The organism is Mycobacterium appelbergii, assembly GCF_032883035.1.
GTDB lineage: Bacteria > Actinomycetota > Actinomycetes > Mycobacteriales > Mycobacteriaceae > Mycobacterium > Mycobacterium appelbergii.
In genome coordinates, this window is record NZ_JAMQTH010000013.1 from 174,869 (window position 1) to 201,195 (window position 26,327).

General features: G+C 67.1%; 24 protein-coding genes. 10 read left to right on the plus strand and 14 right to left on the minus strand.

Going from position 1 to position 26,327, the window contains the following annotated elements:
• Nucleotides 1-131: 131 nt before the first annotated feature.
• Nucleotides 132-755 carry a hypothetical protein gene (locus M1247_RS27080; protein WP_317159486.1) on the plus strand — a complete coding sequence of 208 codons (624 nt, stop codon included), beginning with the start codon at nucleotides 132-134 and terminating at the stop codon, nucleotides 753-755.
• 57 nt (nucleotides 756-812) lie between these two features.
• On the opposite strand, the gene M1247_RS27085 is transcribed toward M1247_RS27080, so the two are convergent.
• The 3 genes from M1247_RS27085 to M1247_RS27095 are packed head-to-tail and all read right to left on the minus strand — an operon-like array spanning nucleotide 813 to nucleotide 4,466.
• Nucleotides 813-2,042: an alpha/beta hydrolase gene (locus M1247_RS27085; protein ID WP_317159487.1), complete on the minus strand. Its 1,230-nt coding sequence runs from the start codon at nucleotides 2,040-2,042 to the stop codon at nucleotides 813-815.
• Nucleotides 2,035-3,651, minus strand: a complete 1,617-nt coding sequence (fadD12, locus tag M1247_RS27090; protein ID WP_317159488.1) for an acyl-CoA ligase FadD12 — start codon at nucleotides 3,649-3,651, stop codon at nucleotides 2,035-2,037. The genes M1247_RS27085 and fadD12 overlap by 8 nt, the downstream gene beginning before the upstream one ends.
• Before the next feature lie 5 nt (nucleotides 3,652-3,656).
• Entirely contained in the window at nucleotides 3,657-4,466 is an 810-nt protein-coding gene (locus tag M1247_RS27095) for a 1-acyl-sn-glycerol-3-phosphate acyltransferase (protein ID WP_317159489.1), read from the minus strand.
• Between the two features lie 192 nt (nucleotides 4,467-4,658).
• Here M1247_RS27095 and M1247_RS27100 point away from each other — a divergent pair, with 192 nt between their 5' ends.
• Both M1247_RS27100 and M1247_RS27105 read left to right on the plus strand, forming a co-directional pair.
• Nucleotides 4,659-5,804 (plus strand): PucR family transcriptional regulator, encoded by a 1,146-nt coding sequence (locus tag M1247_RS27100; protein ID WP_317159490.1) that lies wholly within the window; start codon nucleotides 4,659-4,661, stop codon nucleotides 5,802-5,804.
• Between the two features lie 113 nt (nucleotides 5,805-5,917).
• A complete protein-coding gene (locus tag M1247_RS27105; RefSeq protein ID WP_317159491.1) occupies nucleotides 5,918-7,150 on the plus strand; it encodes an NAD(P)/FAD-dependent oxidoreductase in 1,233 nt (410 codons plus the stop codon).
• On the opposite strand, the gene M1247_RS27110 is transcribed toward M1247_RS27105, so the two are convergent.
• The gene (locus M1247_RS27110) at nucleotides 7,147-7,725 is read right to left on the minus strand and encodes an HD domain-containing protein (RefSeq protein ID WP_317159492.1); all 579 of its coding nucleotides are present in this window, start codon (nucleotides 7,723-7,725) and stop codon (nucleotides 7,147-7,149) included. The two genes, M1247_RS27105 and M1247_RS27110, sit on opposite strands and share 4 nt — an antisense overlap.
• Before the next feature lie 58 nt (nucleotides 7,726-7,783).
• Here M1247_RS27110 and M1247_RS27115 point away from each other — a divergent pair, with 58 nt between their 5' ends.
• Genes M1247_RS27115 through M1247_RS27125 form a run of 3 tightly spaced genes read left to right on the plus strand, consistent with a single transcriptional unit; the run spans nucleotide 7,784 to nucleotide 10,126 of the window.
• Nucleotides 7,784-8,617 carry an arylamine N-acetyltransferase family protein gene (locus M1247_RS27115; RefSeq protein WP_317159493.1) on the plus strand — a complete coding sequence of 278 codons (834 nt, stop codon included), beginning with the start codon at nucleotides 7,784-7,786 and terminating at the stop codon, nucleotides 8,615-8,617.
• Nucleotides 8,618-8,675: 58 nt separating this feature from the next.
• Nucleotides 8,676-9,590 (plus strand): helix-turn-helix domain-containing protein, encoded by a 915-nt coding sequence (locus M1247_RS27120; RefSeq protein WP_317159494.1) that lies wholly within the window; start codon nucleotides 8,676-8,678, stop codon nucleotides 9,588-9,590.
• A 2-nt stretch (nucleotides 9,591-9,592) separates the two neighbouring features.
• Nucleotides 9,593-10,126, plus strand: a complete 534-nt coding sequence (locus M1247_RS27125) for a dihydrofolate reductase family protein (RefSeq protein ID WP_317159550.1) — start codon at nucleotides 9,593-9,595, stop codon at nucleotides 10,124-10,126.
• 293 nt (nucleotides 10,127-10,419) lie between these two features.
• Here M1247_RS27125 and M1247_RS27130 read toward each other — a convergent pair whose 3' ends face one another.
• Nucleotides 10,420-11,211, minus strand: coding sequence for an SDR family NAD(P)-dependent oxidoreductase (locus M1247_RS27130; protein ID WP_317159495.1), 792 nt, complete (start codon nucleotides 11,209-11,211; stop codon nucleotides 10,420-10,422).
• Nucleotides 11,212-11,334: 123 nt separating this feature from the next.
• On the opposite strand from M1247_RS27130, the gene M1247_RS27135 reads away from it, so the two are divergent.
• Nucleotides 11,335-11,952, plus strand: coding sequence for a TetR/AcrR family transcriptional regulator (locus M1247_RS27135; protein WP_317159496.1), 618 nt, complete (start codon nucleotides 11,335-11,337; stop codon nucleotides 11,950-11,952).
• Between the two features lie 252 nt (nucleotides 11,953-12,204).
• Here M1247_RS27135 and M1247_RS27145 read toward each other — a convergent pair whose 3' ends face one another.
• From M1247_RS27145 to M1247_RS27160, 4 genes are all read right to left on the minus strand, one after another.
• Nucleotides 12,205-12,372, minus strand: a complete 168-nt coding sequence (locus M1247_RS27145) for a hypothetical protein (protein ID WP_317159497.1) — start codon at nucleotides 12,370-12,372, stop codon at nucleotides 12,205-12,207.
• A gap of 145 nt (nucleotides 12,373-12,517) precedes the next feature.
• Nucleotides 12,518-12,739: a hypothetical protein gene (locus M1247_RS27150; protein ID WP_317159498.1), complete on the minus strand. Its 222-nt coding sequence runs from the start codon at nucleotides 12,737-12,739 to the stop codon at nucleotides 12,518-12,520.
• An 88-nt stretch (nucleotides 12,740-12,827) separates the two neighbouring features.
• The gene (locus M1247_RS27155; protein WP_317159499.1) at nucleotides 12,828-14,309 is read right to left on the minus strand and encodes an aldehyde dehydrogenase; all 1,482 of its coding nucleotides are present in this window, start codon (nucleotides 14,307-14,309) and stop codon (nucleotides 12,828-12,830) included.
• Between the two features lie 55 nt (nucleotides 14,310-14,364).
• Nucleotides 14,365-15,129: a class I SAM-dependent methyltransferase gene (locus M1247_RS27160; protein ID WP_317159500.1), complete on the minus strand. Its 765-nt coding sequence runs from the start codon at nucleotides 15,127-15,129 to the stop codon at nucleotides 14,365-14,367.
• Between the two features lie 33 nt (nucleotides 15,130-15,162).
• Here M1247_RS27160 and M1247_RS27165 point away from each other — a divergent pair, with 33 nt between their 5' ends.
• On the plus strand, nucleotides 15,163-16,326 hold the full coding sequence (locus tag M1247_RS27165; protein WP_317159501.1) for a glycosyltransferase family 4 protein: 1,164 nt from the start codon (nucleotides 15,163-15,165) through the stop codon (nucleotides 16,324-16,326).
• Here M1247_RS27165 and M1247_RS27170 read toward each other — a convergent pair.
• Both M1247_RS27170 and M1247_RS27175 read right to left on the minus strand, forming a co-directional pair.
• Entirely contained in the window at nucleotides 16,323-17,957 is a 1,635-nt protein-coding gene (locus M1247_RS27170) for an MmpA family trehalose lipid delivery protein (protein ID WP_317159551.1), read from the minus strand. The genes M1247_RS27165 and M1247_RS27170 overlap by 4 nt on opposite strands.
• 17 nt (nucleotides 17,958-17,974) lie before the next feature.
• Nucleotides 17,975-19,171 (minus strand): cell envelope lipid trafficking protein PgfA, encoded by a 1,197-nt coding sequence (locus M1247_RS27175; RefSeq protein WP_317159502.1) that lies wholly within the window; start codon nucleotides 19,169-19,171, stop codon nucleotides 17,975-17,977.
• Between the two features lie 239 nt (nucleotides 19,172-19,410).
• Here M1247_RS27175 and M1247_RS27180 point away from each other — a divergent pair, with 239 nt between their 5' ends.
• The gene (locus M1247_RS27180) at nucleotides 19,411-20,523 is read left to right on the plus strand and encodes an acyltransferase family protein (protein WP_317159552.1); all 1,113 of its coding nucleotides are present in this window, start codon (nucleotides 19,411-19,413) and stop codon (nucleotides 20,521-20,523) included.
• On the opposite strand, the gene M1247_RS27185 is transcribed toward M1247_RS27180, so the two are convergent.
• Nucleotides 20,492-21,730 carry an alpha/beta hydrolase family protein gene (locus M1247_RS27185; RefSeq protein ID WP_317159503.1) on the minus strand — a complete coding sequence of 413 codons (1,239 nt, stop codon included), beginning with the start codon at nucleotides 21,728-21,730 and terminating at the stop codon, nucleotides 20,492-20,494. The two genes, M1247_RS27180 and M1247_RS27185, sit on opposite strands and share 32 nt — an antisense overlap.
• Before the next feature lie 96 nt (nucleotides 21,731-21,826).
• On the opposite strand from M1247_RS27185, the gene M1247_RS27190 reads away from it, so the two are divergent.
• Entirely contained in the window at nucleotides 21,827-22,447 is a 621-nt protein-coding gene (locus M1247_RS27190; RefSeq protein ID WP_317159504.1) for a TetR/AcrR family transcriptional regulator, read from the plus strand.
• Between the two features lie 8 nt (nucleotides 22,448-22,455).
• On the opposite strand, the gene M1247_RS27195 is transcribed toward M1247_RS27190, so the two are convergent.
• Together M1247_RS27195 and M1247_RS27200 are read right to left on the minus strand one after the other, a co-directional pair.
• Nucleotides 22,456-23,427: a phosphotriesterase family protein gene (locus M1247_RS27195; RefSeq protein ID WP_317159505.1), complete on the minus strand. Its 972-nt coding sequence runs from the start codon at nucleotides 23,425-23,427 to the stop codon at nucleotides 22,456-22,458.
• Between the two features lie 45 nt (nucleotides 23,428-23,472).
• A complete protein-coding gene (locus M1247_RS27200; protein ID WP_317159506.1) occupies nucleotides 23,473-26,274 on the minus strand; it encodes a helix-turn-helix transcriptional regulator in 2,802 nt (933 codons plus the stop codon).
• Nucleotides 26,275-26,327: the final 53 nt, after the last annotated feature.

Here is a 26,327-nt window from a genome sequence, read left to right on the forward strand (position 1 = left end):
CGCTGACAGCTCAAGCAGTTCTCAGGTAGATCTCATTGTATTGTCGCCGCCACGGGCGTATCAAGGAACTTGATATACCTGTCGGGCCGCGATCCGTCGGTTCGGCCGAGATCTGGAAAAGGATGTGTGACATGGGTTTTGGAGGATTCTCTGGCGGCTGGGGTCCAGCGGGCTTCGGCGGAGGTCACTGCGGTCATGAGGGACAGGGCGGTTTCGGTGCGGGGGCGTTCGGCGGACAGGGCTTCGGCGGCGGTTTCGGTGGTGGTTTTGGCGGTGGATTCGGTGGTGGCTTCGGGCCCGGCTTCTCACTCAAGCGTGCGGCGGTCGGCACTGCGGCACTGCTACTCGACGGGCCGGCCACCGCCGAACAGATTGTCGAGCGCACCACCGCGGCGACGGACGGTGCTTTCACCCCGCCGCAGGACATCGTCGAATTGGCCATCAGCGCACTGGCAGGCCGCGGTGTGGTCACCGTCTCCGACGGTGTCGCCACGCTCACCGAGTTCGGCACCCAGCTGCTGGCCTGGCGCGGTGTCACCAGCGAGACCGCGCACACGCTGTTGAGCAAGGTGGGCAAATTCGCCGACGTCATCAAGATCCGCACGGGCCTGCACGAGATCGCCGGTCTGGCACGCACCATCGCGTTCACCGGCACCGACGAACAGAAGGCCAAGCTTGGTGAGGTTCGGACGAACCTCCTCGCGGCGGTCACGGAGGCGAAGAAGGCCCTGCACGGGGTGCTGGCCGAAGCCTGATGCGTGCCGTGGCGGCGTAACCGACCGGAGCAACCAGCCCGCGGTTACGCCGTCACGTCACAGGCCGGCCGCTTCGGCCGCGTCGATCTGCGCCTTGGTCCGTGCCCAGTTCAGGAACTCCGCGACAGCATCGGCGGTGTAGTGCCCGCGCGGTGAGCCGAAGAAGTCGAATGCGTGTTGGGCATGGGGTATCTCGGCGTAAACCACCGGTGAGTTCGACACCTTGCGCAGGGCTGCGACGAAATCGCGGCCTTCACCCACCGGTATGAGTGAGTCATTGGTGCCGTGCAACACGAAAAACGGTGGCGCATCAGGGTGCACCAGTGTGATCGGAGAGGCATTGCGATACACCTGAGCGTTGCCGTCCAACGGGAGTTTGACGATGAGCCGCTGCAGGATCTCCATGAATTCGGGGCGCCCGGTTCCCGCCGTGCTGTACCAGTCGTAGCGGCCGTACACCGGCACCGCGGCGGCCACCGAGGTGTCGGCGTCCTCGAAACCGGGCTGCCACTTGGGATCGTTGGGCGTCAGTGCGGCCAGCGCGGTCAGATGCCCACCGGCCGAGCCGCCCGTGATGCACACGGCGTCGGGATCACCGCCGAATTCGGCGATATTGGCCTTGACCCACGCCAGCGCCTGCTTGACGTCGATGATGTGATTGGGCCATGGGTGGCGCGGGCTGATCCGGTAGCCGATCGACACACAGATCCAGCCCTCTTCGGCGAGATAGCTCATCAACGGATACGACTGTGGCCTGCGCATGCCGATCATCCAGGCGCCACCCGGGACCTGCAGCAGCACCGGGGCTTTGCCGTCACGCGGTAGATCAGGACGCATCCAGATGTCGGCCACGTTGGCCCGGTGCGGACCGTAGCGCACGGTCCGACCCACGTAGCGGCGCCGGGTCAGCGACGTCGAATACACCTCACCGCGCCGCAGCGGCCGCAGGGCCGAGGGATACTCGTCGGCGAGCGCCTCGTGCACCGGGTCTTCGAAATACGGCCGGGACTGCACACCGCGGCGGTGTACCAGGACCAGTAGCGCCCAGGAGACGGCTTTGAGCAGCAACGAGATTCGGTCACCGGGCGAGCGGTAGTGACCTCGGATGCCGCGGCGTAACGCGTCGAGCACCGACACGGTGATCACCAGCGGAGCGTTCTCCGACGTCGGCCAGCCGAACGCGAACGCCGGGATCGTGCTGTACCCCTGGCGTCCGAGTGGTTTGACCGCGTTGGCCGCGTTGAGCAGTTCGGCCGCTGCCGCCAGCAGCCGCCGGCGTTCAGCCATTCACCCGCTCCTGCAGATCTCGGCGGTCGATCTTGCCAGTGCTGTTGCGCGGCAACTCCTCGAGCACAGTGATCTCCCGCGGGACTTTGTAATTGGCCAGGTTCTCTCGAACATACGCTTTCAGTTCATCGGTGGAGGCGGCCCCGGTGAGCACCACGAACGCCGCCAACCGCTGTCCGTACTGGTCGTCGTCGACGCCGATCACGGCGGCCTCGGCGACCCCGGGATGGCGGGCCAGCACCTTCTCCACCTCGATCGGGTACACGTTCTCCCCGCCGGAGACGATCATCTCGTCGTCCCGCCCGACCACGAACAAGCGGCCCGCCTCGTCGAGATAACCGACATCGCCCGAGGACATGAAGCCGTCGTGGAAGTCTTTCGTGGAGCCCGAGGTGTAGCCGTCGAACTGAGTCGAGTTGCGTACGTAGATCGTGCCCACCTCACCGGTCGGCACCGCACGGGAATCGGCGTCGAGGATGCGAATGTAGGTGCCCTCGGCGGGTTTTCCTGCGGTATCGGGGGCGGCGCGCAGATCGGCCGGGGTGGCGGTGGCGATCATCCCGGCCTCGGTGGCGTTGTAGTTGTTGTAGATCACGTCGCCGAACCGGTCCATGAATGCGGTGACCACATCGGGCCGCATGCGGGAACCGGACGCGGCGGCAAAGCGCAACGAACGGCCGTCGTAGCGCCGCAGCACGTTCTCCGGCAGGCCCATGATCCGGTCGAACATCACCGGCACCACACACAATCCGGTGGCCCGGTGCCGGTCGACGAGTTCCAGCGTGGCCTCCGGATCGAACTTGCGGCGGGTGATGATGGTGCACGCCATCGACGCCGCGAACGCCAGTTGGGAGAAACCCCAGGCGTGGAACATCGGCGCCACGATGACGACGGGCTCCTCGGCGTGCCACGGGGTGCGGTCCAGGATCGACTTGAGTATCTCGGGCCCACCGCCGGAATGCTTGGCGCCCTTGGGTGTTCCGGTGGTACCCGAGGTGAGCAGGATGACGCGGCTTTTCTCGCCGGACCGTCGCGGTTGCTTGCCGGTGAACGCGTCGACGAGCTTCTCGACCGTCTGGCCGTGCGCCTTGGTGTCCGTCCACGCCACGATTCGGGCGGCCGCCGGCCGGTCGGCGAGCGCCAGGTCCACCGTCTCGGTGAACTCCTCGTCGTAGATCACCGCATCGACCTGCTCGCGGGTGACCACCTCGGCCAGCGCGGGGCCGGCGAACGACGTGTTCAGCAGGAGGACGTCGGCACCGATACGGTTGGCGGCGATCAGTGACAGCACGAAGCCGCGGTGGTTGCGTGCCATGATGCCGATCACCCGCGGCTCGCCGGACGGCAGCGCCTGCAGTGCGGCGGCCAGAGCGTCTGCGCGACGGTCGATGTCACCGAAGCTCAGGGTGCCGAGTTCGTCGATGAGCCCCGGCCTGCTGCCGCAGCGTTGCGCGGCGCTGGCGAAACCTGAGGTGACGCCCATGTTCTCGCGGGCCATCGCCGCGGCGATACGCACGTACTTGTCCGGCCTCAGCACGGCGATCAACCCGGCCCGGCGCATGGTGGTGGCCAGGCCTACCGCATCGGTCAGGCGATCCAGAGGGCCCATCGGAATCAGCCGATCACCGGGAAGCGGCGCTCGGCGGCCAGCTCGTCCAGTGCGCGCTGCATGACGTGGCGGACATGCGCGTCGACCTCGTCGATGTCGGGGTCCGCACCGAACTCCGCGGTGATGTCGACCGGGGGCAGCGCCTTCATCACGATCTTGGTCGGCAGCGGCGCGTTCAGCGGCAGCACCGCCGACAACCCGAACGGAAAGCCGAACGACAGCGGCACAATCTTGGTCCGCGCCATCCGGGCGATCGGGCCGAGCGCTTTGGCGACCGCGGTGCCGCGGGACAGGAACAGTTGCGCCTCCTGCCCACCGATGCCGACCATGGGGACGATCGGAACCCCGGCGGCCAAGGCGGCTCTGATGTAACCGGTGCGGCCGTCGAAGTCGATCTTGTTCGCCGAGCGGGTCGGCCGGTACACGTCGAAGTCACCGCCCGGGAAAACCACCACCACACCGCCCGAGCGCAGCGCTTCGTCGGCGTTCTCGCGGCTGGCGCGGATGAACCCCGTCTTTTTGAAGAAGTCGGCCGTCGGCCCGACCATCAGCATGTCGTGGCTGAGCGTGTACACGGGCCGGTCGTAGCCGAACTTCTCGTAGAAGCCCGTCGCGAACACCGGCACATCCATCGGGAACAGGCCGCCCGAGTGATTCGAGACGACCAGGGCGCCGCCGAGCGGGAAGTCGTCCAGGCCCCGCACCTCGGCACGGTGATAGCCCTTGATCAGCGGCCGTAGCCAGCCCATGACCTTCTCGGTCAGGCCCGGATCCCACTTGGTGATTTCGGACGGATCGATGTCGGTCGAGGCCACGGAGTCCCCCTGAAGTGAAATGGAACGTGTTCTAGTTTTCGTATAGTACCCAGGTGACGGCATAAAAACCCATTCGCTCGGCAACGCCTGCCCCGGATCCGGATCGCTCGGACCTGATCCTCTCAAAAGGCGCAGGTCGCGTGGGTCGGGTCGTGATATCGGCCATTGCGCTCGACGACGTACGCTCCGGGCATGGCGGTGAGCGTCGAGGATCTGTTCGAGCTGGCCCATTCGCTCGCCGAGTTGGTGGGCGGTCCGATCACCATCGAGGACGAAAACTCAGCGGTGCTCGCTTACTCGGGGGGCGCGCAAGCGGTCGACGATGCGCGGATCGACACCATTCTGGGACGTCGTGTCCCCGGCCGTTACCGACAGGTGCTGGTCGACGCCGGCGTATTCGATCGGCTGTCCCGCGAGACCGGCGTCATCTACGTCGACCTCAGTGCGGGCGGAATGACGCCGCGCGCGGTGATCGCGGTACGGCACTCCGGCGTCCTTGTGGGCTCGATCTGGGCGGCGGTGACCGCGCCGCCGACCGCCGAACAGGAACGGGCCATGCGCTCGTCGGCGGCGCTGGTGGCGCGGCGCATCGTGGTGGAGCGCGACCGCGCCGATCGCGCCCGCCGCAGTCGGCAGGAATTGGTGGAGACCCTGATCGTCGGCGGCGAGCCCGCCGAACGCATCGCCGACGAACTCGGAATGTCGGGGCCGCTGACTGTCGCGGCGTTCGCGGGCACCGGCCAGCACACGCTCGGACTCACCGGATCGCTCGACCTGCACCTGCAGGCCCAGGCCATCGACTCCGTGGTCGGACGGATCGACGACGTGGTGTACGCGGTGCTGGGTTGCGACGAACCCACCACGGTCCGGGTGCTGCGCGAGTTCGTGGATCGCCTGTCCGGTGCGGTGCTGGCTGCCGTCGGACGCCAGATCGACGGCGCAGTTCACACGCATCTGTCGCGGAGCGATGCCGACCGGACTCTGGCGGTGCTGCGCAGCGGGCAGGAATGGGGCCGGGTCGCCACCATCCACGACTGCCTGGGCGGGGTGCTCGCGCTGCGTTCGGCCGCGGTACTCGACGGGTTGGTGGGCAGCACGCCACTGGGCCGGATATCGCGATTCGACCGCGACCACGGCAGTGAACTGGTCACCAGCGTCGCCGCGTTCCTGAACCACGGCGGTGACATCGGCCGGGCTGCGATGGAACTGCACGTCCATCCGAACACCCTGCGGAACCGGCTGCGCCGGACCGCGGACTCCTGCGGCGTCGACGTCGCGGATCCCGATATTCGGCTGGTGTTGATGCTCGAACTGCGGTTGGCCGCGCTGCGCCGCTGACCCGATGGCCGATCGGTCAATGAGACCGGGATAACACTGGCTGAAGCGCCATCGCCGAAACCCTGCTGTCGATCCACCATTGGAGTAGACAACGGCAGCAAGGGAGTTGAGGCATGAAAGCGCTCGTCATCGGGGCCGGCATGGTTGGTCTGGCGACCGCCTGGCATCTGCAGCGCCGCGGGGTCGAGGTCACGGTTGTGGACCGCACCGGCGTGGCCGCGGATGCGTCGTGGGGCAACGCGGGCTGGTTGGCTCCGGCGCTGACGCTGCCGCTGCCCGAGCCGGCGGTGCTTCGGTACGGCATCAAGGCGCTGCTCGACCCGTCCTCCCCGGTGTATGTGCCGCCGTCGGCCGACCCGCAGTTGTTGCGATTCCTGGCCGGCTTCGCCCGGCACTGCACGACGGCGAAGTGGAACTCCGCCATGGGCTTCTACACCGAGGCCAACCGCAGGGCGCTGCCCGCCTACGACGAATTCGCCGACGAAGGCCTGACCGCACAGACATCGGTGGCCGATCCGTTCCTGATGGGGTTCGCCTCCGAAGGGGACCGCGAGGGTCTGATCACCGAGTTCCGGCATGTGATCGAGCACGGCGGCGAGGTGGATTACGAGCTGCTGACCGGGGAACAGATCCGGTCGCTGGAACCGGCGCTCGGTGACGGTGTGCGCGCAGGCATCCGGCTACGGGACCAGCGGTTCATCGACCCGCCGCGGTATGTGGCGGCGCTCGCGGACGCGGTGCGTGACCGCGGTGGTGAGATCGTCGAGGGCTTCGAGGTGGAACACATCGGCCCCGGCGCAAGCGCGGTGAGTCTCACCGCCGCCGACGGACGGTCGCTCATGGCCGATGTTGCGGTCATCGCCAACGGCGCCCGGCTCAACCGGCTCGCCCGCCCGTTCGGGGTGCGCGCGCTGGTGCAGGCAGGCCGGGGTTACAGCTTCACGGTCCAACCCGACTCGATGCCCAAGAACCCCATCTACTTCCCGGTACAGCGGGTGGCGTGTACGCCCCTGGACGGCCGGTTCCGGGTGGCCGGGATGATGGAGTTCCGCAGCGCGGACGCGCCACTGGACCCGCGTCGTATCCGCGCCATCGTCGATGCAGCCCGGCCGATGTTCACCGGAGTCGACTGGACCGCCCGGCAAGAAGAGTGGGTGGGTTCGCGTCCCTGCACCGCCGACGGACTGCCGCTGATCGGTGCGACCCGGTCGCCACGCGTGTATGTCGGTGGCGGGCACGGGATGTGGGGCATCGCGCTCGGGCCGCTGACCGGCCGGTTGCTGGCCGACACCATCGCCGGCGGCGCGACGGACCCGCTGCTGAAGTACTGCGATCCGCTGCGTTAACCGCTTCCGGTCAGCTGCGTGATCTCGTCGGCGATATTGACTCGGGCCTGCGCTTCCCAGCGGTCGAGCCCCGGACCGGTGTGGAAGATCGGCCCGTCGAGCAACGCCGAGAGTAGCCGGGCCCGTGCGGGTCTGAATACATCGTCGGGGACGGCGCCGTATTCTTCCCGCACGGCGGCCGCGTACTGCTGATAGCGCGCAGGCACGGAGCCGAGCACCGACAGGTCGGCGTCACTGAGGACTGCGGCGTTGACATCGCAGGCATCGACCCGGTGGGTCTTGGTCACCAGCACCAATCGGGCCACCTCGTCGCGCATCGGCGAGGCGTCGAGTAGTTGGCGGGCCAGCTCGGCGGAGCGTTCCTCGTTGTCGTCCCGGCCGATCTCATAGATCGCATCGTGGAACCAGGCGGCAAGCTCGACGGCCTCGCGGTCGAACGCCACGCCGTCATCGGCGACGGTGCCGATCGCGTCGAGCACCTCGTGCAGGTGCGCCACATTGTGGTGCTTGCGGTGGGTCTCGGACCAGCGGGCGAGCAGATCCTCCCGTAGACGCTCGGTGAGATGCGCAGCCATGACACCAGTGTGCCCCGGGTTGACCTCAACAGCGGTTGAGGCTGCATGATTTTCGATCATGGGCGCAATCGACCTCACCGGGTACTTCGACAGGATCGGCTATCAGGGCTCCGCGCGACCGGATCTCGACACGTTGCAGGCCATTGTCGCCGCACACAACCGCTCGATCCCGTTCGAGAACCTCGACCCGCTGCTGGGTGTGCCGGTGGCCGACCTGAGTGCCGGTGCCCTGAGCGACAAGCTGGTCAGCCGGCGTCGCGGCGGGTACTGCTACGAGCACAACGGGCTGATGGGGTATGTCCTCGAACAGGTCGGCTTCGAGGTCGAGAGGTTCGCCGGGCGGGTGCTGTGGATGAAAGCGCCCGATGCTCCGCTGCCCGCACAGACCCACAACGTGTTGGCGGTCAGGGCGCCGGGCATCGACGGGCGGTACCTGGTCGACGTCGGATTCGGTGGGCAGACGCTGTCGTCGCCGATCCGTCTTGAAGCCGGTCCGGAGCAGCAGACGCGGCATGAGCCGTATCGCCTGGTCGATGAAGCGGACGGCTATGTGTTGCAGGCGAAGATCCGCGGCGACTGGTCACCGCTGTACAGTTTCACCAGCAGGCCGCAGCCTAGGATCGACCTTGAGGTCGGAAGTTGGTATGTGTCAACACATCCCGGGGGAATCTTCGTCGTCGGGCTGACCGTGGCGTTGATCACCGACGACGCCAGGTTCAACCTGCGGGGCCGCAACCTGGCCATCCATCGCAGCGGGGGAACCGAGCGCATCCGATTCGACACTGCCGCGCAGGTGCTCGATGCGCTCGGTGACCGGTTCGGGATCGACCTGGATGACCTCGGTGACCGGGGCGAGGTGGAAGCACGGGTCACCGAGGTGCTCGACACCTGATCCGGGCAGCAGGAAATGTCATGTTCTTGCGAGCGGAAGCCGACCATACTCGGTCACTGTGAGTGTGCAACCGAATGGGCGGGACCGATTGCGGGAACTGCTCGACGCTGTTGTCGACGTCGACAACGCCGGGGTCGGCGAAATGGCGCGCAGCAGTTACGCATCGGAATTCCACTTTTCCCGCGAGGTGCGCCGGTTGACCGGCGAACCACCCGCCGCGCTGCGCCGGCGCGTCATGCTGGAACGCGCGGCCTGGCGGCTGCAGCACGGCGAAGGAGTGGCAGAGGTGGCCGCGGCGGAGGGCTGGTCGTCGGCCGAGGTGTTCTCGCGTGCGTTCCGGCGGGCCTTCGGGGTGCCGCCTTCGCAGGCCGGTGCGGTCGGATTCCGGCTGGCCGCCCCGAACGGGGTGCATTTCCATCCGCCGCACTCGTTGTGGCTGACGCGTGAGGCCGAGCAGTCCGGGCCCGATGTATCGCAGTTCATGCTCGTCCACGACGTCGCCGACACCGCATACCTGATCGAGACGGCCGCTCAGCTTTCGGAAAGCCAATGGGTGCAAGAGGTTTCACCTGGTCAGGTGGTGCTCGACTGGGATGGCCCGGAGCCAAGTGTGGCCACGGTGCTCGGCGCCATCGTGTGGACGAAGGAGGTGTGGCTGGCCACGATCGAAGGCCGTGATTTCCCGTCGCGCGCCACCACTGCCCAGACGACGGCCAAGCAGCTGGCCGATCACCACGATGCGATCGGAAAACGCTGGACCACACTGATTTCCGAACACTCTGCGGCGGGCCGGCTGGCTGACACGGTGATCGACGCGCTGTGCGACCCGCCGGAATCGTTCCAGTTGTACGGCATCGTCGCGCATGTGCTGACCTACTCGGCGCACCGACGGAACCTGGCGCGCGCCATGTTGGGCCGTCACGGAGCCGATGTCGACCGGGGCGATCCCCTGGAATGGATGAGAAGGGACTGACATTGAAGACCGTCTACTACACCGCATCGAGCCTGGACGGCTATATCGTCGACGACAACGACAGCCTGGACTGGCTGATCTCGCGTGCCATCGACGGCGACGGGCCGTTCGGCTACGACGACTTCATCGAAAACATCGGCGCACTGGTGATGGGCGCGTCCACCTATGAGTGGATCGTGCGCAACCATCCGGACGACTGGATGTATGAGCAGCCGGCCTGGGTGCTGACGCACCGGCCGCAGATCACCGCCGAGCGATACCCGGTGCGGGTATTCAGCGGCGCCGTGACCGACCTGCACCCACAGCTGGCCTCGGCCGCCGCGGGTAAGGACATCTGGGTGGTCGGTGGTGGCGACGTCGCCGCGCAGTTCGTGACGGCGGGGCTGATCGACGAGATGATCGTCAGCTACGCACCGTGCACGCTGGGCGCGGGGTCACCGGTGCTGCCGGTCCGGTCGGAGTGGGTGTTGGCCGAATCGGCCGTCAATGCAGATTTCGTCTGTGCCCGCTGGACCAGGCCGGCCGGGCCGGCCTGACGGAGATGTTGGTCGGGCAACCCGCGCCAACGCCTGGCAGATCTGGTGGGCTCCCGGCGACGGGGTTCGCCGCAGGCCCTGCCCGGCCCTCATTTTGACCGCCGCCGTCCGGCACTGCTGCACGGCACTACTTCTGCCTCCCGAATGGGGAGGTGATGCCGTCAACCACTGCGTGAGCGAATTCCTTTGCGGGGGCATGTGTTGCGGCGGTCATCGGGCGAGGAGCGCTTGTGCCCCGGCGAGGACTTGGGCTGCCCGGGTGTGTGCCGCTTGGTGGATCAGCTCTTCGGTGGTCAGGCCGGCGTCTTGAGTGCCCCGCCATGGACTGCCCAGTTGGATCCGACAGCGCTCGGCATTGTGGGGGACGACAGGAACATGATCGCCCGTGCGATTTCATCCGGTTCGATCAGCGTGGTGGTGACCATACCGGCCTGCTGTGGGAACTCGGCCAGTGTGGTGGCGTAGTCGGCGCCCGCCGCGGCGGCGATATTGGCGATAAGACCATCGGGTCCTTCGATGAGGCTGGTGCGAGTGGATGAGGGGGTGACGACGTTGACTCGTACGCCCAGCGAGGCGACCTTCTCGGCGAGTCCGCGGGAGAACGCGTTGAGTGCCGCTTTCGCGGTGGAGTAGGGCAGGGGAGCGGTGTGTGGCTTGAGAGCGCTGTCCGAGCTGACGTTGACGACTGCGCCGCGAGACTCGATGAGCGCGGGCAGCGCCGCCCGGGTGGCCCGCACCGCGGAATAGAGGTTGAGTGCGAAGATGCGGTCCCAGGTGTCGTCCTGGCCGCCGAACGGGTCCGTGAGCGCGTCATTGGGAAGGTCGCCGCCGCCGGCATTGTTGACCAGGACATCCAAGCGCGGTGCTGCGGCCAGCACCGCGTCGATCATTTCGCGAGGGCCGTCTGGTGATGACAGGTCGGCGGCCACGAATGTGGCTGTGGTGGCGTCGAGTTCAGGTGTGCGGCGCCGAGAGACGGCCGTAACGGAGGCGCCCTCGGCGAGGAATGCGTGGACAGTCGCAAGACCTATTCCCCTGCTGGCCCCGGTGACGACGACGTGCTTGCCTGCTAAGCCCAGATCCATATCCCAAATTCCTTCGAACGGTGGTGTGCAGTATTTGCGATAACATTGTCACAATTAAGACTTAATTGCAACACTGATGACGCAGATAATGCTTGGTAGTTTGGCGGGCGTGGAGAGCGCGAGATGAGTGACGAAGATCGGCCACGGCGTTTGCGCGCGGACGCAGAGCGGAGCCGTGCGAGGATTCTGGAGGCGGCCAGAACCGTACTCACGGCCGATCCGAACGCCTCGCTGGAGCAGGTGGCGGACGCGGCAGGTCTTGCCAGGGCCACCGTGCATCGTCGGTACTCGTCGCGGCAGTCGTTGCTGGATGCCCTCGCTCTGGACCTCAACGCCCGCTACCGGCAGGCGTTCGAGAAGGCGCGGGTCAAGACGGCGCCACCGATTGTGGCACTGCACCGACTCACCGAGTTGGCGTTCGAGCTCAAGATCAGTGATCCATTCGTTGGTCCCACTCCAGCGGACGAGGGCTCTCCCCGTGGACCGCAGTTCGATTCGGAGATTCAGGCGGGACTCGATCTGTTGTTCAGTCGGCTTCATGCGGCCGGCGAGATCTTGAGCTCCGACCCGGCATGGGGTCGCCGCATGTACCTGGCGCTGCTACACGTGGTGCACGAATTGCCAACGGCATCACCGACCCTCGAGGCTTTGGTGGGCACTTCCTCCGATGAGGCCGGGGCGCGGGCCGACCTCTTGGTTTCGACCCTGATCAATGCACTCGGCAGGCCCACAGGCAGATAGTGCGCTGACCCGTGGCCGATACCGCGATCGACGCGCTGTGCGATCCGCCGGAGTCCTTGCAGTTGTACGGGATCGTCGCGCACGTCCCACACCACCCGGCGCACTGGCGATGGGCTCGTCGACCTACGAATGGATCGTGAACAAATAGCCAGGGGAGTGGATGTATGACCAGCTGACCTCGGTGCTGACCAAATCCGGCGTCAACGCCGACATCCTGTGCGCCCGCTGGACCAGGGTGTAACCCGGTTCGGGTCAGGCGACTCGATCGAGCAGCAACTGCGTTGTGTGCCGCAGCAAGTCGCGGGGCCTGACCGTGAGCGTCGGGGCGTGCGGCCTGCGTACCTGCCGGGTGAATCGTAGACCGGCGACGTTGAGTTCGATGACCCACATCGTGCACCGCCCTTCTGTGTGAACCGGCATGCCGCCAAGGCAACCGTCTTGTAGTGACCGAACGCCAAGGAGTGTGGCCGATATTCCGGAATGGGCGGTTAACTCCGGTTGAACGGCGAAAGCCCTCAGGAACCGGGCGGGGTCCCTGAGGGCTTTCGTGCCGAAAGAGCCGGTGTCAGCCGGCGTTCTCCAGCGCCACAAGAGCGGCGGCGACCGCGAAGAACTTGTTCGCACCGAGTTGACGCACCGTCTTGATGCCGAACGCCTCGTCAAGGTGTTTGGCGTCGGCGTCGGTCACCCCGGCCAGCGCCGCCGGTGAAGCTTCGAGAATGTCCTTGAGTGACTTGTCCTCATAGGACTTGTCGAGTGACTTCGCCAGATCGACCGAAACTGCCACGATTCCTCCTCATGGTGCGGGTGGTTGGGGCCGTCACGATAGTCGACGAACCTGAATACCAACCCGCCCACTCGCGCAGGTGGCCGGATTACTCCGGGGTGTAGCCGAACGGCAGCAGCACGCTCTTGGCCTGGGTGTAAGCCTCGATGCCCTCGGGTCCGTTCTCGCGGCCGATGCCGGAGTTCTTGTACCCGCCGAACGGGGCGCCCGGGTCGAATGCATACATGTTCACCGCGTAGGTGCCGGTGCGGATCTTGCCCGCGATCTCGATGGCCTTGGCGAAATCGGTGGTGTACACACTGCCTGCCAGGCCGTACGGCGAGTCATTGGCGATGCGCACCGCGTCGTCCACGGTGTCGTAGGCGATCACTGCCAGCACCGGCCCGAAGATCTCCTCCTGGGCGATCGTCATCGAGTTGTCCACGTCGGCGAACACGGTCGGCTGCACGAACCAGCCCGAATCCAGGCCCTCGGGACGGCCGCCGCCGGTGACGATCCGCGCGCCCTCCTCGACGCCCTTGCGGATGTAGCCCTCGACCCGCTCCCGTTGCTTCTCGCTGATCAGCGGTCCGATCATGGACGCAGCGTCGTCGGGCAGGCCGACCTGCATGCCGGCTGCAGCGCCGGCAAGTTTCTCCACGACCTCGTCGTAGCGCGAGCGCGGGGCCAGGATGCGGGTCTGCCCGACACAGGCCTGCCCACTGTTCATCAGGCCGGAGAACACCAGCATCGGCAGCGTGGAATCCAGGTCGGCGTCCTCAAGGATGATGGCCGCGGACTTGCCGCCCAGCTCCAACGTGCAGGGCTTGAGGCGCTCGGCGGCGACCTTGCCGATCTCCTTGCCGACCGCTGAGCTGCCGGTGAAGGTGAACTTGTCCAGCTCCGGGTTGTTGATCAGCGCGCGGCCGGTCTCCGGGCCACCGGGCACCACCGACAGCACGCCCTCTGGCAGCCCGGCCTCGGCGAACACCTCGGCGAACAGGTTGGTGGTCAGCGGGGTCTCGGCGGCAGGCTTGAGCACCACGGTGCAGCCGGCAAGCAGCGCCGGGCCCAGCTTGTTGCAGGCCAGGAAGAACGGCACGTTCCAGGCGATGACGGCGCCCACCACTCCGATGGGTTCCTTGACGACCATCGTCTGGCCGTAGATGCCGTCGCGGAGTTCTTTCCAGGCGAACTTGTCGGCCGCGCCGGCGTAGTACTGCAGCCCGGACACTCCGGCGCCGAACTGCATCATGTCGACGATGGTCGGCGGCTGACCCGTCTCCAGCTTGAGCAGGTGCTTGAACTCCTCGGCGCGCGCGTTCACCAGGTCGACGGCCTTGGCGAGCACGGCCTGCCGCTCGTCAGGTGACATGTGCGGCCACGGGCCCTCGTCGAAGGCCTTGCGGGCGGCGGCGCACGCGGCGTCGACATCGGCCTCGGCGGCCAGCGGAACCTGACCGACCTTCTCGCCGGTGGCAGGGGAGAAGACCTCGATGACCTCGGTGCTCGACGGCTCGACCCACTGGCCGCCGATGAACAGCTTGTCGTACTCGGTTTTGGCGGCGGTGGCCGGTGCAGTCTGTGTCATAAGCGTCACATTACCCAGTCCGCGGCGAAACGAGAACCTGTTCCAGTTCAGTAGTTCACGACGGTCGCAGCACAAGCACCAGATTGCTCACCAACAACTCCCGCACGCCGGGCACCGATGTCATCCACCACGCCCATTGTGGGTGGTAGCGGGGAAATGCGGCGACCAGGGCTCCGGTGCTGACGGCCCACCGCAGGCCATCGGCCGCCGACACCGCGAACAACGACGAGCCGTAGTCATTCTTGGGTCGGTGACCGTGTTTGCGCGTGTACCGCGCGGCGGCCCGGTACCCGCCCAGATAGTGCGTCATCCCCATTTCGTGGCCGCCGAACGGGCCCAGCCACACCGTGTACGACAGCACCACGAGCCCGCCGGGCCTGGTCACGCGCAGCATCTCGTTGCCCAGCCGCCACGGGTGCGGCACATGCTCGGCGACGTTGGACGACAGGCAGACGTCCACGCTGGCGTCGGCGAACGGCAGCGCCATCCCGGACGCGCGCACGAAGCTGCCCGCACCGGGCTCGCCGGCCGGGCCCGCATGCATTTCGCGTGGGTCCGGTTCCACCCCGATATAGCGCATCCCGGCCGACTCGAACGCCGACGCGAAGTAGCCGGGCCCGCCACCCACGTCGAGCATCGTGCGTCCGGTCGGGTCTTCGCCGGTGTATCCGGTCCACAGATCGGTGACCATGGCGACAGTGTCGGCGGCCAACGCGCCGTAGAACCGGGCCGGCTCGGATTGTTCGAACCGGAACTCCGAGAGCAGACGCACTGACCGGCCGAGCGTTGCCCGGTGGGCAAAACAATCGGTGGGCCGCACCCGCCCAACGTACTCACCGGTACCCTCGACACGATGTCTGCCCACCGTCCCGTGCGCTCAGTGCTGCTGCTGTGCTGGCGCGATACGGGGCATCCGCAAGGCGGCGGCAGCGAAGCCTATGTGCAGCGCATCGGCGCGCAGTGGGCGCAGGAGGGCATGGCCGTCACGTTGCGCACCGCGCGCTATCCCGGTGCCGCACGCGAAGAGGTGGTCGACGGGATTCGCGTCAGCCGCGGTGGTGGCCCCTACTCGGTGTACATCTGGGCCGGCCTGGCGATGGTTGCGGCGAGGGTCGGGCTGGGGCCCCTGCGCCGGGCGCGACCCGACGTCGTCGTCGACACCCAGAACGGCTTGCCGTTCCTGGCACGGCTGGCGTTCGGCAAGCGGGTGGCGGTGCTGGTGCACCACTGCCATCGCGAACTGTGGCCGGTGGCCGGTCCGGTGATGGGGCGCGTCGGGTGGTTCGTGGAGTCGAGGCTGTCGCCGCGGCTGCACCGGCGCAACCAGTACGTCACCGTATCGCTGCCCTCGGCCCGCGACCTCAATGAGCTCGGCGTGGATTCAGGCCGGATTGCCGTGGTGCGCAACGGTCTTGACGAGGCACCCGCGGAGACGTTGGAACTTGAGCGTTCCCGGACGCCGCGGGTGGTGGTGCTGTCCCGACTGGTACCGCACAAGCAGATCGAAGACGCGCTGGAGGCTGTCGCGGCACTGCGGGCCGAGGTGCCCGGGCTGCACCTGGACATCCTGGGCGGCGGTTGGTGGCGCGAGCGGCTGGTCGACCATGCCGAGCTGCTGGGCATCACCGATGCGGTCACGTTCCATGGTCACGTCGACGACGTGACGAAACACCGTGTGCTCCAGCAGAGCTGGGTGCATGTGCTGCCGTCGCGCAAGGAGGGCTGGGGCCTGGCGGTGACCGAGGCCGCGCAACACGCCGTGCCGACCATCGGCTACCGGGGTTCAGGTGGCCTGACGGATTCGATCGTCGACGGTGTCACCGGGCTGCTGGTCGACGACAGTGAGGGCCTGGTCGCCGGGCTCGGACAGTTGTTGAACGATCGGGTGCTGCGCGACGCGCTGGGCAGCAAGGCCCAGGCCCGCAGCGATGAATTCTCCTGGGCGCTCAGCGCAGACGCGATGCGCACCGTGCTGGAATCGGTGCGCGACGGTCGGTATGTGAGCGGGTTGGTTTAGTCCGCGCCAGTAACGCCACGGCGAGAAAAAGCGCGAGTTCTCGCCACTGCGTTACTCACGCGCCCGGCAGCCATCCCCATCGCGCCGCCGATCAACAATGCGAGCCACACCAGGTGGGCGCCGATCATCACGGCGCGACCGGGGGCCGCAGGCGCCGAGCCGCCCACCCGCTGCGCGGTCACGTCGCCGTCGGATTCGCGGACAACCCAACCCACGCCGGCGTCGGCCAGTTCCTGGGGGGACGCGTTGGACAGCACCAGCGCCTGCACAGCCCGCGCATGGACCCCTTCGCCGGGCACCGTCTGGCCGCCGATGGACAGATCGCCGGTGGTCAGTACCTCGGCCCGCAGCCACCGTGGCAGGGGGTCGAGTACTGTTCCGGCCCACGAGAATTGCCGGATGCTGTCGGGAGGCAGCACGGCCACCGGGCGAGGGTCGGCGTTGATCGTCGCCGCCACGGATGCCCAGGCCGGCGGGTAACGCACGGCGTGGACCTGCCCGCCCACGCTCCAGGCCAGGTCGGGAAGAACGGCGAGCAGCGCCGCACAACACACCGCGGCGCCCGCCACCACGGGCACCCGTAACCGCCGCAGGGCCAGTGGAGCCGCCGACGCGGCCAGTGCGTAGCCGGGCATCGCCAACGCCACCCACTTCTGCCCGTCGCGCACCACACCCAGGCCGGGCACCGACCGGATCACGGACTCGACGAACGCCAAACCAGGGCCGGTCGCCATTGCCGAGGGGATCAGCACCGCGAGCACCGCGAGCACCAGCAGTGGCACCGCCGCGGGTGTGCGGATCGCGACAGGCAGCCCCAAAGCCACGATCCCGAGCAGGACAACGGTGGCGAGCAGTGCGAAAAGTGTTGTCCGGGAGGCCGGTACCGCGTCACCGTTCCAGATGCCGGCCAACCCGGCCAGGCTGCCCAGGGTGCCCAGGCCGGGTTCGGCGCGGGCCGCGAACGCTTGAACCCCCGCCGCGGAAGCCGATGAGACGCTGCTGCCGATCGCCGCTGCCACCAGCCAGGGCACCGCGGCCAGCACCGACAAACCCAGCCCGAGGACCGCGACCCGCCACCGCCGCCACCCGTCGCCCGGGGCGGCCACACAGGCCAGTGCCACCGTGGCCGCGAGCATCAACCCGGTCGGCGTCAGACCGGCCAGCGCGATCCAGAACGCCAACGCAGGTACTCCGGGCCACCCAGTGCGCAGCCGCACCGCCGCCAGCGCCACCCAGGGCAGGCAGCCGTACCCGACCAGCAGGCTCCAATGCCCCTGCAGGAGCCGTTCGGCCACGTACGGATTCCAGATGGCCAGCGTCGCGGCGATGAACTGGCCGGCGGTCCCGGCCTCCGGCAGCACCTCGGCGGCCAGCCGCGCCGCGCCCCAGCCGGCCAGCCACAGGCCCGCGACCAGCAATGCTTTGACCACGACTCCGCCGTCGAGCACGGTTGAGGTGATCGCCACGAAGAAGTCCTGCGGCAGCGCCCGGGGGGCAGCTTCCGAGAGCCCCAGTGCGGCATCGGTCAGATACGACCGCGGGGTGGACACCGCGTCGCGCAACAACAGGTAGCCGGGCCCAAGCAGCGGCCCGGTCACCAATAACGACAGTGCCAGCGCGTAGACCGGCAGCCAGTACCGGCGGGGAATCAGACCGGTCGGTCCGGTGGTAGGTCAGACGGTCTCTGCGCGGGCAGCTTCTCGGTTTTCGCCTCCGCGCCCGGCACCTGGATGCCCTGGGTGTCGAAGAAGCCATGATCAGCCGTGTCCAGTCCGGGATCGATCAGCGTCGACTCGGCCCGCACGGCGAACGACCCGAGCACGGCGCCACCGACCAACGCGACAAGGCCCAGCGCGGTGAACGTGATCGGCAGGATGCGTGACCACAGCGCCACCCGGTCCCGCTCATCCTGGGCGGCGGAGACCTGTGATTCGACGGTCTCCTCGTTGTAGGTGACCTTGTAGTCGACGTAGGTCACCTCGGGCTTGAGCGCGTCGCGGGCGTAGTACTGGTAGCCGTGATCGGTGGCCTTGATGATGGTGCCCGACACGGGATCCACCCAGAACGTCCGCTGTGCGGCGTAGAACCGGTCCATCGTGATCGACTCGTCGGGTTCGCCCGGCACCCCCCACATCTCGGCGCGCGCGGTCACCGTGCTGTCCGCGTCGTCCTCGTACAACGACGAGTACTTCACCGGATCGGCCAGCTTGCCGTCGGCGTCGTAGCCGACGTTCTGGGTGAACCGGTAGGCGGTCAGCCCGTTGACGTCTTCCTCACCGTCGTAGTTGGCGTCGAACGCCTTCTGCGCGATCGGGTCGAAGAACGGGTAGGTCTTCTTCTCGGTGTCGAACGGGAACCGGTACGTCAGGCCCTCGTGCGGCAGCGCGATGTTCGTCGGCGGCTTCTCGTCCTCGATGGCACGGGGCTTCTGCACCGAGCCGCCCGGGTTGCTCTCGCTGGACACTGCCAGCGCCGAGTTGCGGTTCATCGTCACCGTGTCGACCATCGCCAACAGCAGGCCGGAGTCCTTCTGCTGGTCTGTGCGTCGCAAAGAACTGCCGACCTGCAAGGTGACCACTTCGGCGTTCGACGGCGCCTCGACACTGATCTGCTGTTGCAGCGAGACCGGCACATTGCGGTTCACGGCGAATTTCTCCGCCACCAACGACGCCGGGTCGAATGCTGTCGCGGTTCCGTCGCTGATCAGAGTGGTGTCGAGGTCCAGCGGGACCTTGGCGATCTTGCTCTTGGTGTACGTCGTCAGCAACAGTGCGGCTATCAGAAGGGCAGCGCCTAACCCCATGAGTCCGCACGCCGCGATACGCAGCGCCACAGCACGGTTCAAACCGGGCCTCCTTCGGTGTGGGCCAACTCGTCCTGAGGCAAACCCGTTCGACCCTAACAGCATTATTTAAGGCCATTACTTACTACGACTACACCCTTGGGTGGCTGTTTAGCCGCCGTTTGGCCTGCCCGCATCCTCCCGGCAGACTGGTCGCCGTGGCCACTCTGGAAGCCGGCCCACAAGCCGGCTCGGAATCGAAGGTGGGCGGGACGCGCAGCTTCCTGCCGGCCGTCGAAGGCATGCGCGCCTGCGCCGCGATGGGCGTGGTGTTGACCCACGTGGCCTTCCAGACCGGGCACACCGGCGGGGTCACCGGACGGATCTTCGGTCGATTCGACCTGGCGGTGGCGGTGTTCTTCGCGCTGTCGGGCTTCCTGCTGTGGCGCGGTCATGCCGCGGCGGCCAGGGATCTTCGGCCGAGGCCGCCGACCGGCCACTACCTGCGGTCGCGACTGGTCCGGATCATGCCCGGCTATGTGGTGGCCGTCGTGGTGATCCTGTTGCTGTTGCCCGAGGCCAAAGCCGACCTGACGGTGTGGCTGGCCAACCTGAGCCTGACGCAGATCTATGTCCCACTGACGCTGACCGCCGGATTGACCCAGATGTGGAGCCTGTCGGTCGAGGTCAGTTTCTATCTGGCGCTGCCGCTGCTGGCGTTCCTGGCGCGACGACTGCCGGTGCGGGCCCGGATCGGGGTGATCGTCGCGGTGGCGGTGCTGAGCCTGTTGTGGGTGCGTATCCCGTTCGACGGCAGCACCGGGCTCAATCCGTGGAACTGGCCGCCGGCGTTCTTCTCGTGGTTCGCCGCAGGCATGGTGCTGGCCGAGTTGACGGTGAGCCCGGTCGGCTGGGCGCACCGGCTGGCCCGCCGCAAGGTCCTGATGGCGGTCATCGCGGTGGTGGCGTTCGGTATCGCGGCGTCGCCGCTGGCCGGGCTGGAGGGGCTGCGACCGGGATCGGTGGAGCAGGTCACCTTGAAGACGGCGATGGGTGCGGTGGTGGCGGCCGCGCTGCTGGCGCCCTTGGTGCTGGACCGCCCTGGCACGCCACATCGGTTCCTGGGCAGTCCGGTGATGGTGACCCTGGGCCGCTGGTCATACGGACTGTTCGTCTGGCACCTGGCGGCGCTGGCCATGGTGTTCCCGATGATCGGCGAGTTCCTGTTCAACGGCGGTATGCCGGTCGTGCTGGTGCTGACGACGGTGTTCGGGTTCGCCCTGGCGGCCGTCAGCTACGCACTGGTGGAATCGCCGTGCCGCGAGGCGCTGCGGCGCTGGGAGTACCGGCGTACGCGTCCGGTGCCGCCGCTGGACAGTTCGATCACCGCGGAGCCTGAGCCAGTCGCCCGCTGACCTCGTCGTGCTGTTTCGACGGTCTGACGACGTCGTCGAGCCAGTCGAATGCGCGTTGATGAAACAGCGTCAGCGCCCCCATCTGGCAGTGCGACTGAGCGCCCTCTGCAGCGGTGAACACCATCAGCTCTTTGTCACAGGTGAGTGCATCGTAAAGCTGCTGGGCCTGCCCGGTCATGGCGAACTCGTCTTCTTCACCGTCACATACCAGTGTCGGGCAGGTGATCCTGTCGGCGATGCCTTCCATCGTGTAGGCAGAGGTCATGGATCGCAGTTCGTCACCGCGATCAGTGCCGAATGTCCAAACGGCATTGGAGAGCAGCCATTTGAGATTGGTCGGCAGTTCGTGCCTGCGGCTGAGCACGGACTCGAGATCGTTGGGCCCGCCGTCGCCGGCCGATAAAGCCACCTGACGCAATGCGGCGCCGAAATCGTAGACGCCGTCAAAGGCCACACATGCGGCGAGCCGGTGTTCGAACGCCGCGGCCCGGGGTGCCAGGAAACCTCCCATGCTCATGCCCAGCAGAGCCACCTGACTCGGGTCGACCTCTGGCAATGTCAACGCGTAGTCGACCGCCGGCGTCACGACTGCCTCCCAGTCGGCCCTGAACGGTAGACCCTCGCGGCGCAGCGCGGCGCCCTGACCGGGTCCTTCGAAGATCAGGCAGTTCCAGCCGCGACGCACCGCCGCCGCGGCTGCCGTGAAGTACATTTCTTCGACGGTCGAGTCGAAACCACCGTGGGCCAGCAACGTCGGCCGCGGTTCGTCGCGCTCGCCACCCTCGATGAAATAACCCTCAAGCTCAATTCCCGCATATGGAATCCCCACTCGACGTGACCGAAACGTCGAGAGCGCCAGCGCATCACGAAAACAACGCACGCCATGCTCCCACGTGGCCACCACCCGGGAATCGTTCTGGGGGTCATCCCGGAGATAGAACTCGGCGGTGCGGTAATAGTTGGCCGCGCGCAGGTACGCGCACCGCGCACTTTCGCCGTGACCGCCGCGCGCGGCCTGCTCGGCAATGGCCTCAGTTCGTTGCGCCAAACTGCACCACTGGGCGTACCACGACTCCACATCGCCCGCGGTGACGCGGTGGACGGCGGCGGCCACCTCGCCGAAGTCCGCGCCGTCATATGGCGTGTAGGCGATCGCCCGCAGCGTCTCGTAAGAAAACGACTCGTCCGTGCTGAACGTGAAAGCCATACCTGCCGGTCCCTCCTCCTAAAAGCCACGGTGCGTGGCTGTAACTCAGGATGGCAGGATTCAGGAACTAACGCAACGAGTAGGGGCTGTAACTCAATGTCGAGACAGATTCAGGCGGTCCGGGGTATCCGTCCAGGCGGACGCAGCGCACGCGTGCGCGCGGCTGTGTTGGCCGCTGCCATCGACGAACTCATGGACACCGGCTACGCCGAACTCACGATGGAGGCAGTGGCGGCGCGGGCCGAAGTGAACAAGACCACGATCTACCGGCGGTGGCCTGATCGCGATTCGCTGCTGGTCGAGGCGCTGAGCGAGTGGTCGGACACCACTGTCGCGGCTCCGGACACGGGCACGATCGAGACTGACTTGGGTGTGCTGACCGATTCGATCGTCGACCTCCTCAACAGCCCCATAGGTCGCGCCGTCCTCGCCATGGTCCTTGCCGCACGCGGCCGCAACGCCGAACTCCTCGAGGTCCTTGCCCGCTTCTTCGAGGATCGGGAGGAGATCGCAGCGCCCCTGGTTGAACGCGCAGTGAGCCGAGGTGAACTACCCGCGAGCACCGACCCCGCCGGACTACTGGCAACCGTGCGCGCACCGCTGTTCTACCGGATCATCACCACCGGTGGACAATTGACTCAAAGACATGCCCGCGAAGCGGTGGAACTGGCGCTCGCCGCCGCGCGAGCGGGGTCGCTCATCGCACCCGACTCCTGAGCGGTGCTTCAGTACCCACCCGAGTGCTCGAAGATCCGGCGTGGATTGTCCACGAGCATCGTGGTGATCTGGTCCGCGGTGACCCCGCGTCGCTTCAGGGCCGGGATGACGTCGTCGTGGATGTGCAGATAGTGACTGTTGGGCAAGGCCGCCGCCGTCATCTCGTCCGGCAGCGCGTCGAAATAGCACCAGGTGTCGTGGGAGAGCACCATCTTGTCGGCGTGGCCTCGTTCACACAGTGCCGCAACGGTTTCGACGCGTTCTTCGAAGGGCAGGAAGACGTCGATCCCGAACCGGTCCATGCCGAGGTAGGAGCCGTTGGCGATCAGCTCCTCCAGGTAACCGATGTCGGTGGTGTCACCGCAGTGGCCGATCACCACCCTGGACAGGTCCACGCCCTCCTCGGCGAAGATGCGCTGCTGCTCCAGACCGCGCCGGCTGGCGGCGTGGGTATGGGTGGAGATCGGTACCCCGGTCTGGCGATGGGCCTGCGCGACGGCCCGCAGTACGCGCTCGACACCCGGGGTGACACCGGGTTCGTCGGTGGCGCACTTGAGGATTGCGGCCTTGATGCCGGTATCGGCGATCCCTTTTTCGATGTCGCGGACGAACAGTGCGGTCATCGGATCGACGCCATCGGGGTCGGGGCCGCGGAAGTGGAACGTCACCGGAATGTCGTTGTAGGTGTACAGCCCGGTCGCGACCACGATGTTGAGCTCGGTGGCGGCCGCGATCCGCGCGATGCGTGGCAGGTAGCGGCCGAGACCGATCACCGTGAGGTCGACGATCGTGTCCACTCCGCGGGCCTTCAGCGCGGTGAGCCGGGCGACCGCGTCGGCTTCCCGTTGCGCCTCGTCGCCCCAGGTTTCGGGGTAGTTCAGCGTGAGCTCGGTGGACATGATGAACACATGCTCATGCATGAGCGTGACGCCGAGATCTGCCGTGTCGATGGTTCCCCTGGCGGTGTTCACGTTCGGCACCGTGCCGATGCTAGGAGCCTGTGGGCCGGCGCGGAGGCTATACCGTCAGCTTGCCCACGAAATCGTGCGGAGCTGCCGGCGCGACGTGATGCCCAGCTTGACGAACACCTTCCGCAGGTGCCATTCGACCGTGTGCGTGCTGATGAACAGCTGTGCACCGATCTCCTGATTGGTCAGGCCGTCAGCGGCCAGTCGGGCGATCTGCGCTTCCTGCGCGGTGAGCTCGTCGCCCGTGCTGAGCGGTTGTTTGCGCACTTTTTCGCCGGCGGCGACCAGCTCACGGCGGGCGCGTTCGGCGAAGGCCTCCGCGCCCATCCTGGTGAACATTTCGTAAGCATCGCCAAGTTGTCGACGGGCGTCGACGCGCCGATTCGCGCGACGCAACCATTCCCCGTAGCGCAGCCGGGTGCGGGCGAGATGAACGACGACGTTGGTGCGTTGCAGGCGCTCGATGGCTTCATTGAAGAGTGCGTCGGCTTCGTCGTTGTCAGCGAGCAGAGCCTGGGCACTGGCGAGTGCGCCGAGCCCCCAGTCGGTTCCGCTGCCGCCCGCCGTTTCTTTGAGCCGACGCACCGCTTGTTCGGCGATAGCGGGTTCGCTGTTGCGCATTGCGGCTTCAACCAGTTCGAACAGACACCAGCCGCCGAAGCCGAAGTCGTCGTACTCGCAAGCTTGGCCGACGGCGATGAAAGCCTCTTCGTATCGGCCCAGCCCATTGTAGAGAATCGCGCTGATTCCGCTGCATACCCCGAGCAGCCGGCCTTCCCCCTTTCGGACGGCAACTTCAGCCGCCGATTCGAGTAGGCCAACCGCGTCGCCTGCGCCTCCCTGCCAGGCCGCCAGGTGCAGTCGGTGGTATCGGATCGGCTTGTTGTTGGTCGCCGCGGAAATCGCCTCTGCCTCATCGAGAAGTGTTGCTGCCATGGTAAATTCGCCAGCCAGTATGTGAACACCGGCACGGTAAGCGAGGGCGGAGGGCAGAAGTGCCAACGCTCCGGTTGTCCGCGCGTATCGGACCATCACGCTCGCCAGATGTTCCAGCAGTCTGTCATCCCACAACTCGGCCGCAGCGGATTCCTGCACGATCGGAAAAGCCAAGGTGAGCCAGCGCATCGATTGGCTTTCACCCCGCTGTGCATGAGTGCACCAGAGTTCCAGCGCGGTACGCAGGGGTGGGGCGCCGTCCTTGACGCGGCCGGCCAGCCGGTAGGCCATCCCGTTGAGCAGGAAGTCGATCGGCCGATGGAGCTCGGGAAGTCGACCGAGCGCGGCCTGAGCAGCTTGGGCGGCTTTGCCCAGAGCGCCAGGTTCACTCAGCCGGCCGGCGAACATGCCCGCGGCGAGCGCCTCGAGATAGGTGTCGCGCGCGATGTCGTCGTCCAGAATTTCGAGCCCGCGCGCCGCGTCGAGAAGCAGTGCTGCGGCGTCAGCGACCGGTAGTGCACCAGGCTCACCTGCCCGGCTGCGGGTGAACTCCATCTGGGCGCGTAGCCGAGCCACTTGCGCATGTTGCAGATCGCTCAGCGGGCCGAGTTCGGCAATCGAGAGAAGCTCGTAAGCGGCTTCCGGCGCCGCCGCATCGCGCTTGGCCTGGGCCGCAGCGATTGCCCGGGCGCCTCGTAATGCAGGGTCGGCGCTCAACGCGGCGGCTCGTTCCAGAAAGACGGCCGCGGCCGCGATCCCGCCGCGACTCTGGGCGCGGTCGGCAGAGGCCTCCAGCTCTGCTGCCACCGCGTCGTCGGGCCTGACCGCCGCGTTGGCGGCATGCCAGGCCCGCCGATCGGGGTCGGTGTCCGGGTCGGTCGCCTCGGCCAGCGCGCGGTGGGCGCCTCGGCGCTCGGCGGGATCGGCCGCGCGGTAGGCGGCCGAGCGCATCAGGGGATGGTGAAAACGGATACGCGGCCCGAATTCGACCAGACCCGCGGCTTCGGCCGGCGCCAGCGCGTCAACCGGTATGTCCAACCGTGTTGCCGCACGCAGAAACAACGCGGCGTCTCCCACGGGTTCGGCCGCGGCGACGAGTACCAGCCGTTGAGTCTCGGCCGGCAACGCCCGGATGCGCCGGATGAAGCTCTCCTCGACCTGCCCTGCCGATGGACGGACGCCGGCCCTGCCCGGGTGGCCGAAGCCGCCGGAGAGTTCGGAAGCAGACACGTTTCTGGGCACTTCGAGTAGGGCCAACGGAATGCCGCGCGTCTCCGCGACGATGCGGTCGCGTACCCGTTCGTCGATCCGGCCCAGCAGGACCGAGTCCAGCAATTCGCGTGCATCGCCTTCGGACAGGCCGTTGACGACCAGCTCCGGCAGTCCGGCGAGCACGTCGGCACCGTGATCGCGCGCGCCGAACACCAGCACGACCGGTTCGGCCAGCAGCCGTCGCGCGACGAATCCGAGCGTCTGTACCGAGACCTGGTCGAGCCACTGGGCGTCGTCGACGAGGCAGAGCAGCGGCTGCTCATCTGCGGCGGCCGCCAGAAGGCTCAGCACCGCCAACCCGACGAGAAAGCGATCCGGGGTCGGTCCGATCCCGCGGCCGAACGCCACGCTCAGTGCCTCGCGTTGCGGCTCCGGTAACTCGTCGACATGGTCCAACAGTGGTGCGCACAGTTGTTGCAACCCGGCGAACGCGAGCTCCATATCGGATTCCACGCCGGCCACCTGGGTGATGCGGAATCCCGAGGCCTGCTCGGCCAGATACTCCAACAGTGCGGTCTTACCGACGCCTGCCTCGCCGCGCACCACCAGTACCTGGCTGCCCCGGGATGGGAGATTGGATATCAGACCACGAAGCACCTCGCATTCGCCGCTGCGTCCGCGCAGGTGCTGTCCCGGGCCCTTGTTCGCCATCGATACCCCGTGTCCGTTGTCCGAGGGCACTTTACCGTTTGCCCGACGGCGAC

Bases quoted from the DNA above. Each gene is read 5' to 3' on its own strand.
- M1247_RS27080 (WP_317159486.1), top strand. From the start codon at position 132: ATGGGTTTTGGAGGATTCTCTGGCGGCTGGGGTCCAGCGGGCTTCGGC.
- M1247_RS27185 (WP_317159503.1), bottom strand. From the start codon at position 21,730: ATGGCTTTCACGTTCAGCACGGACGAGTCGTTTTCTTACGAGACGCTG.
- M1247_RS27135 (WP_317159496.1), top strand. From the start codon at position 11,335: ATGAGTGACGAAGATCGGCCACGGCGTTTGCGCGCGGACGCAGAGCGG.
- fadD12 (WP_317159488.1), bottom strand. From the start codon at position 3,651: ATGGGCCCTCTGGATCGCCTGACCGATGCGGTAGGCCTGGCCACCACC.
- M1247_RS27085 (WP_317159487.1), bottom strand. From the start codon at position 2,042: ATGGCTGAACGCCGGCGGCTGCTGGCGGCAGCGGCCGAACTGCTCAAC.
- M1247_RS27200 (WP_317159506.1), bottom strand. From the start codon at position 26,274: ATGGCGAACAAGGGCCCGGGACAGCACCTGCGCGGACGCAGCGGCGAA.
- M1247_RS27100 (WP_317159490.1), top strand. From the start codon at position 4,659: ATGGCGGTGAGCGTCGAGGATCTGTTCGAGCTGGCCCATTCGCTCGCC.
- M1247_RS27190 (WP_317159504.1), top strand. From the start codon at position 21,827: ATGTCGAGACAGATTCAGGCGGTCCGGGGTATCCGTCCAGGCGGACGC.
- M1247_RS27155 (WP_317159499.1), bottom strand. From the start codon at position 14,309: ATGACACAGACTGCACCGGCCACCGCCGCCAAAACCGAGTACGACAAG.
- M1247_RS27115 (WP_317159493.1), top strand. From the start codon at position 7,784: ATGGGCGCAATCGACCTCACCGGGTACTTCGACAGGATCGGCTATCAG.
- M1247_RS27165 (WP_317159501.1), top strand. From the start codon at position 15,163: ATGTCTGCCCACCGTCCCGTGCGCTCAGTGCTGCTGCTGTGCTGGCGC.
- M1247_RS27130 (WP_317159495.1), bottom strand. From the start codon at position 11,211: ATGGATCTGGGCTTAGCAGGCAAGCACGTCGTCGTCACCGGGGCCAGC.
- M1247_RS27180 (WP_317159552.1), top strand. From the start codon at position 19,411: ATGCGCGCCTGCGCCGCGATGGGCGTGGTGTTGACCCACGTGGCCTTC.
- M1247_RS27145 (WP_317159497.1), bottom strand. From the start codon at position 12,372: ATGCCGGTTCACACAGAAGGGCGGTGCACGATGTGGGTCATCGAACTC.
- M1247_RS27110 (WP_317159492.1), bottom strand. From the start codon at position 7,725: ATGGCTGCGCATCTCACCGAGCGTCTACGGGAGGATCTGCTCGCCCGC.
- M1247_RS27105 (WP_317159491.1), top strand. From the start codon at position 5,918: ATGAAAGCGCTCGTCATCGGGGCCGGCATGGTTGGTCTGGCGACCGCC.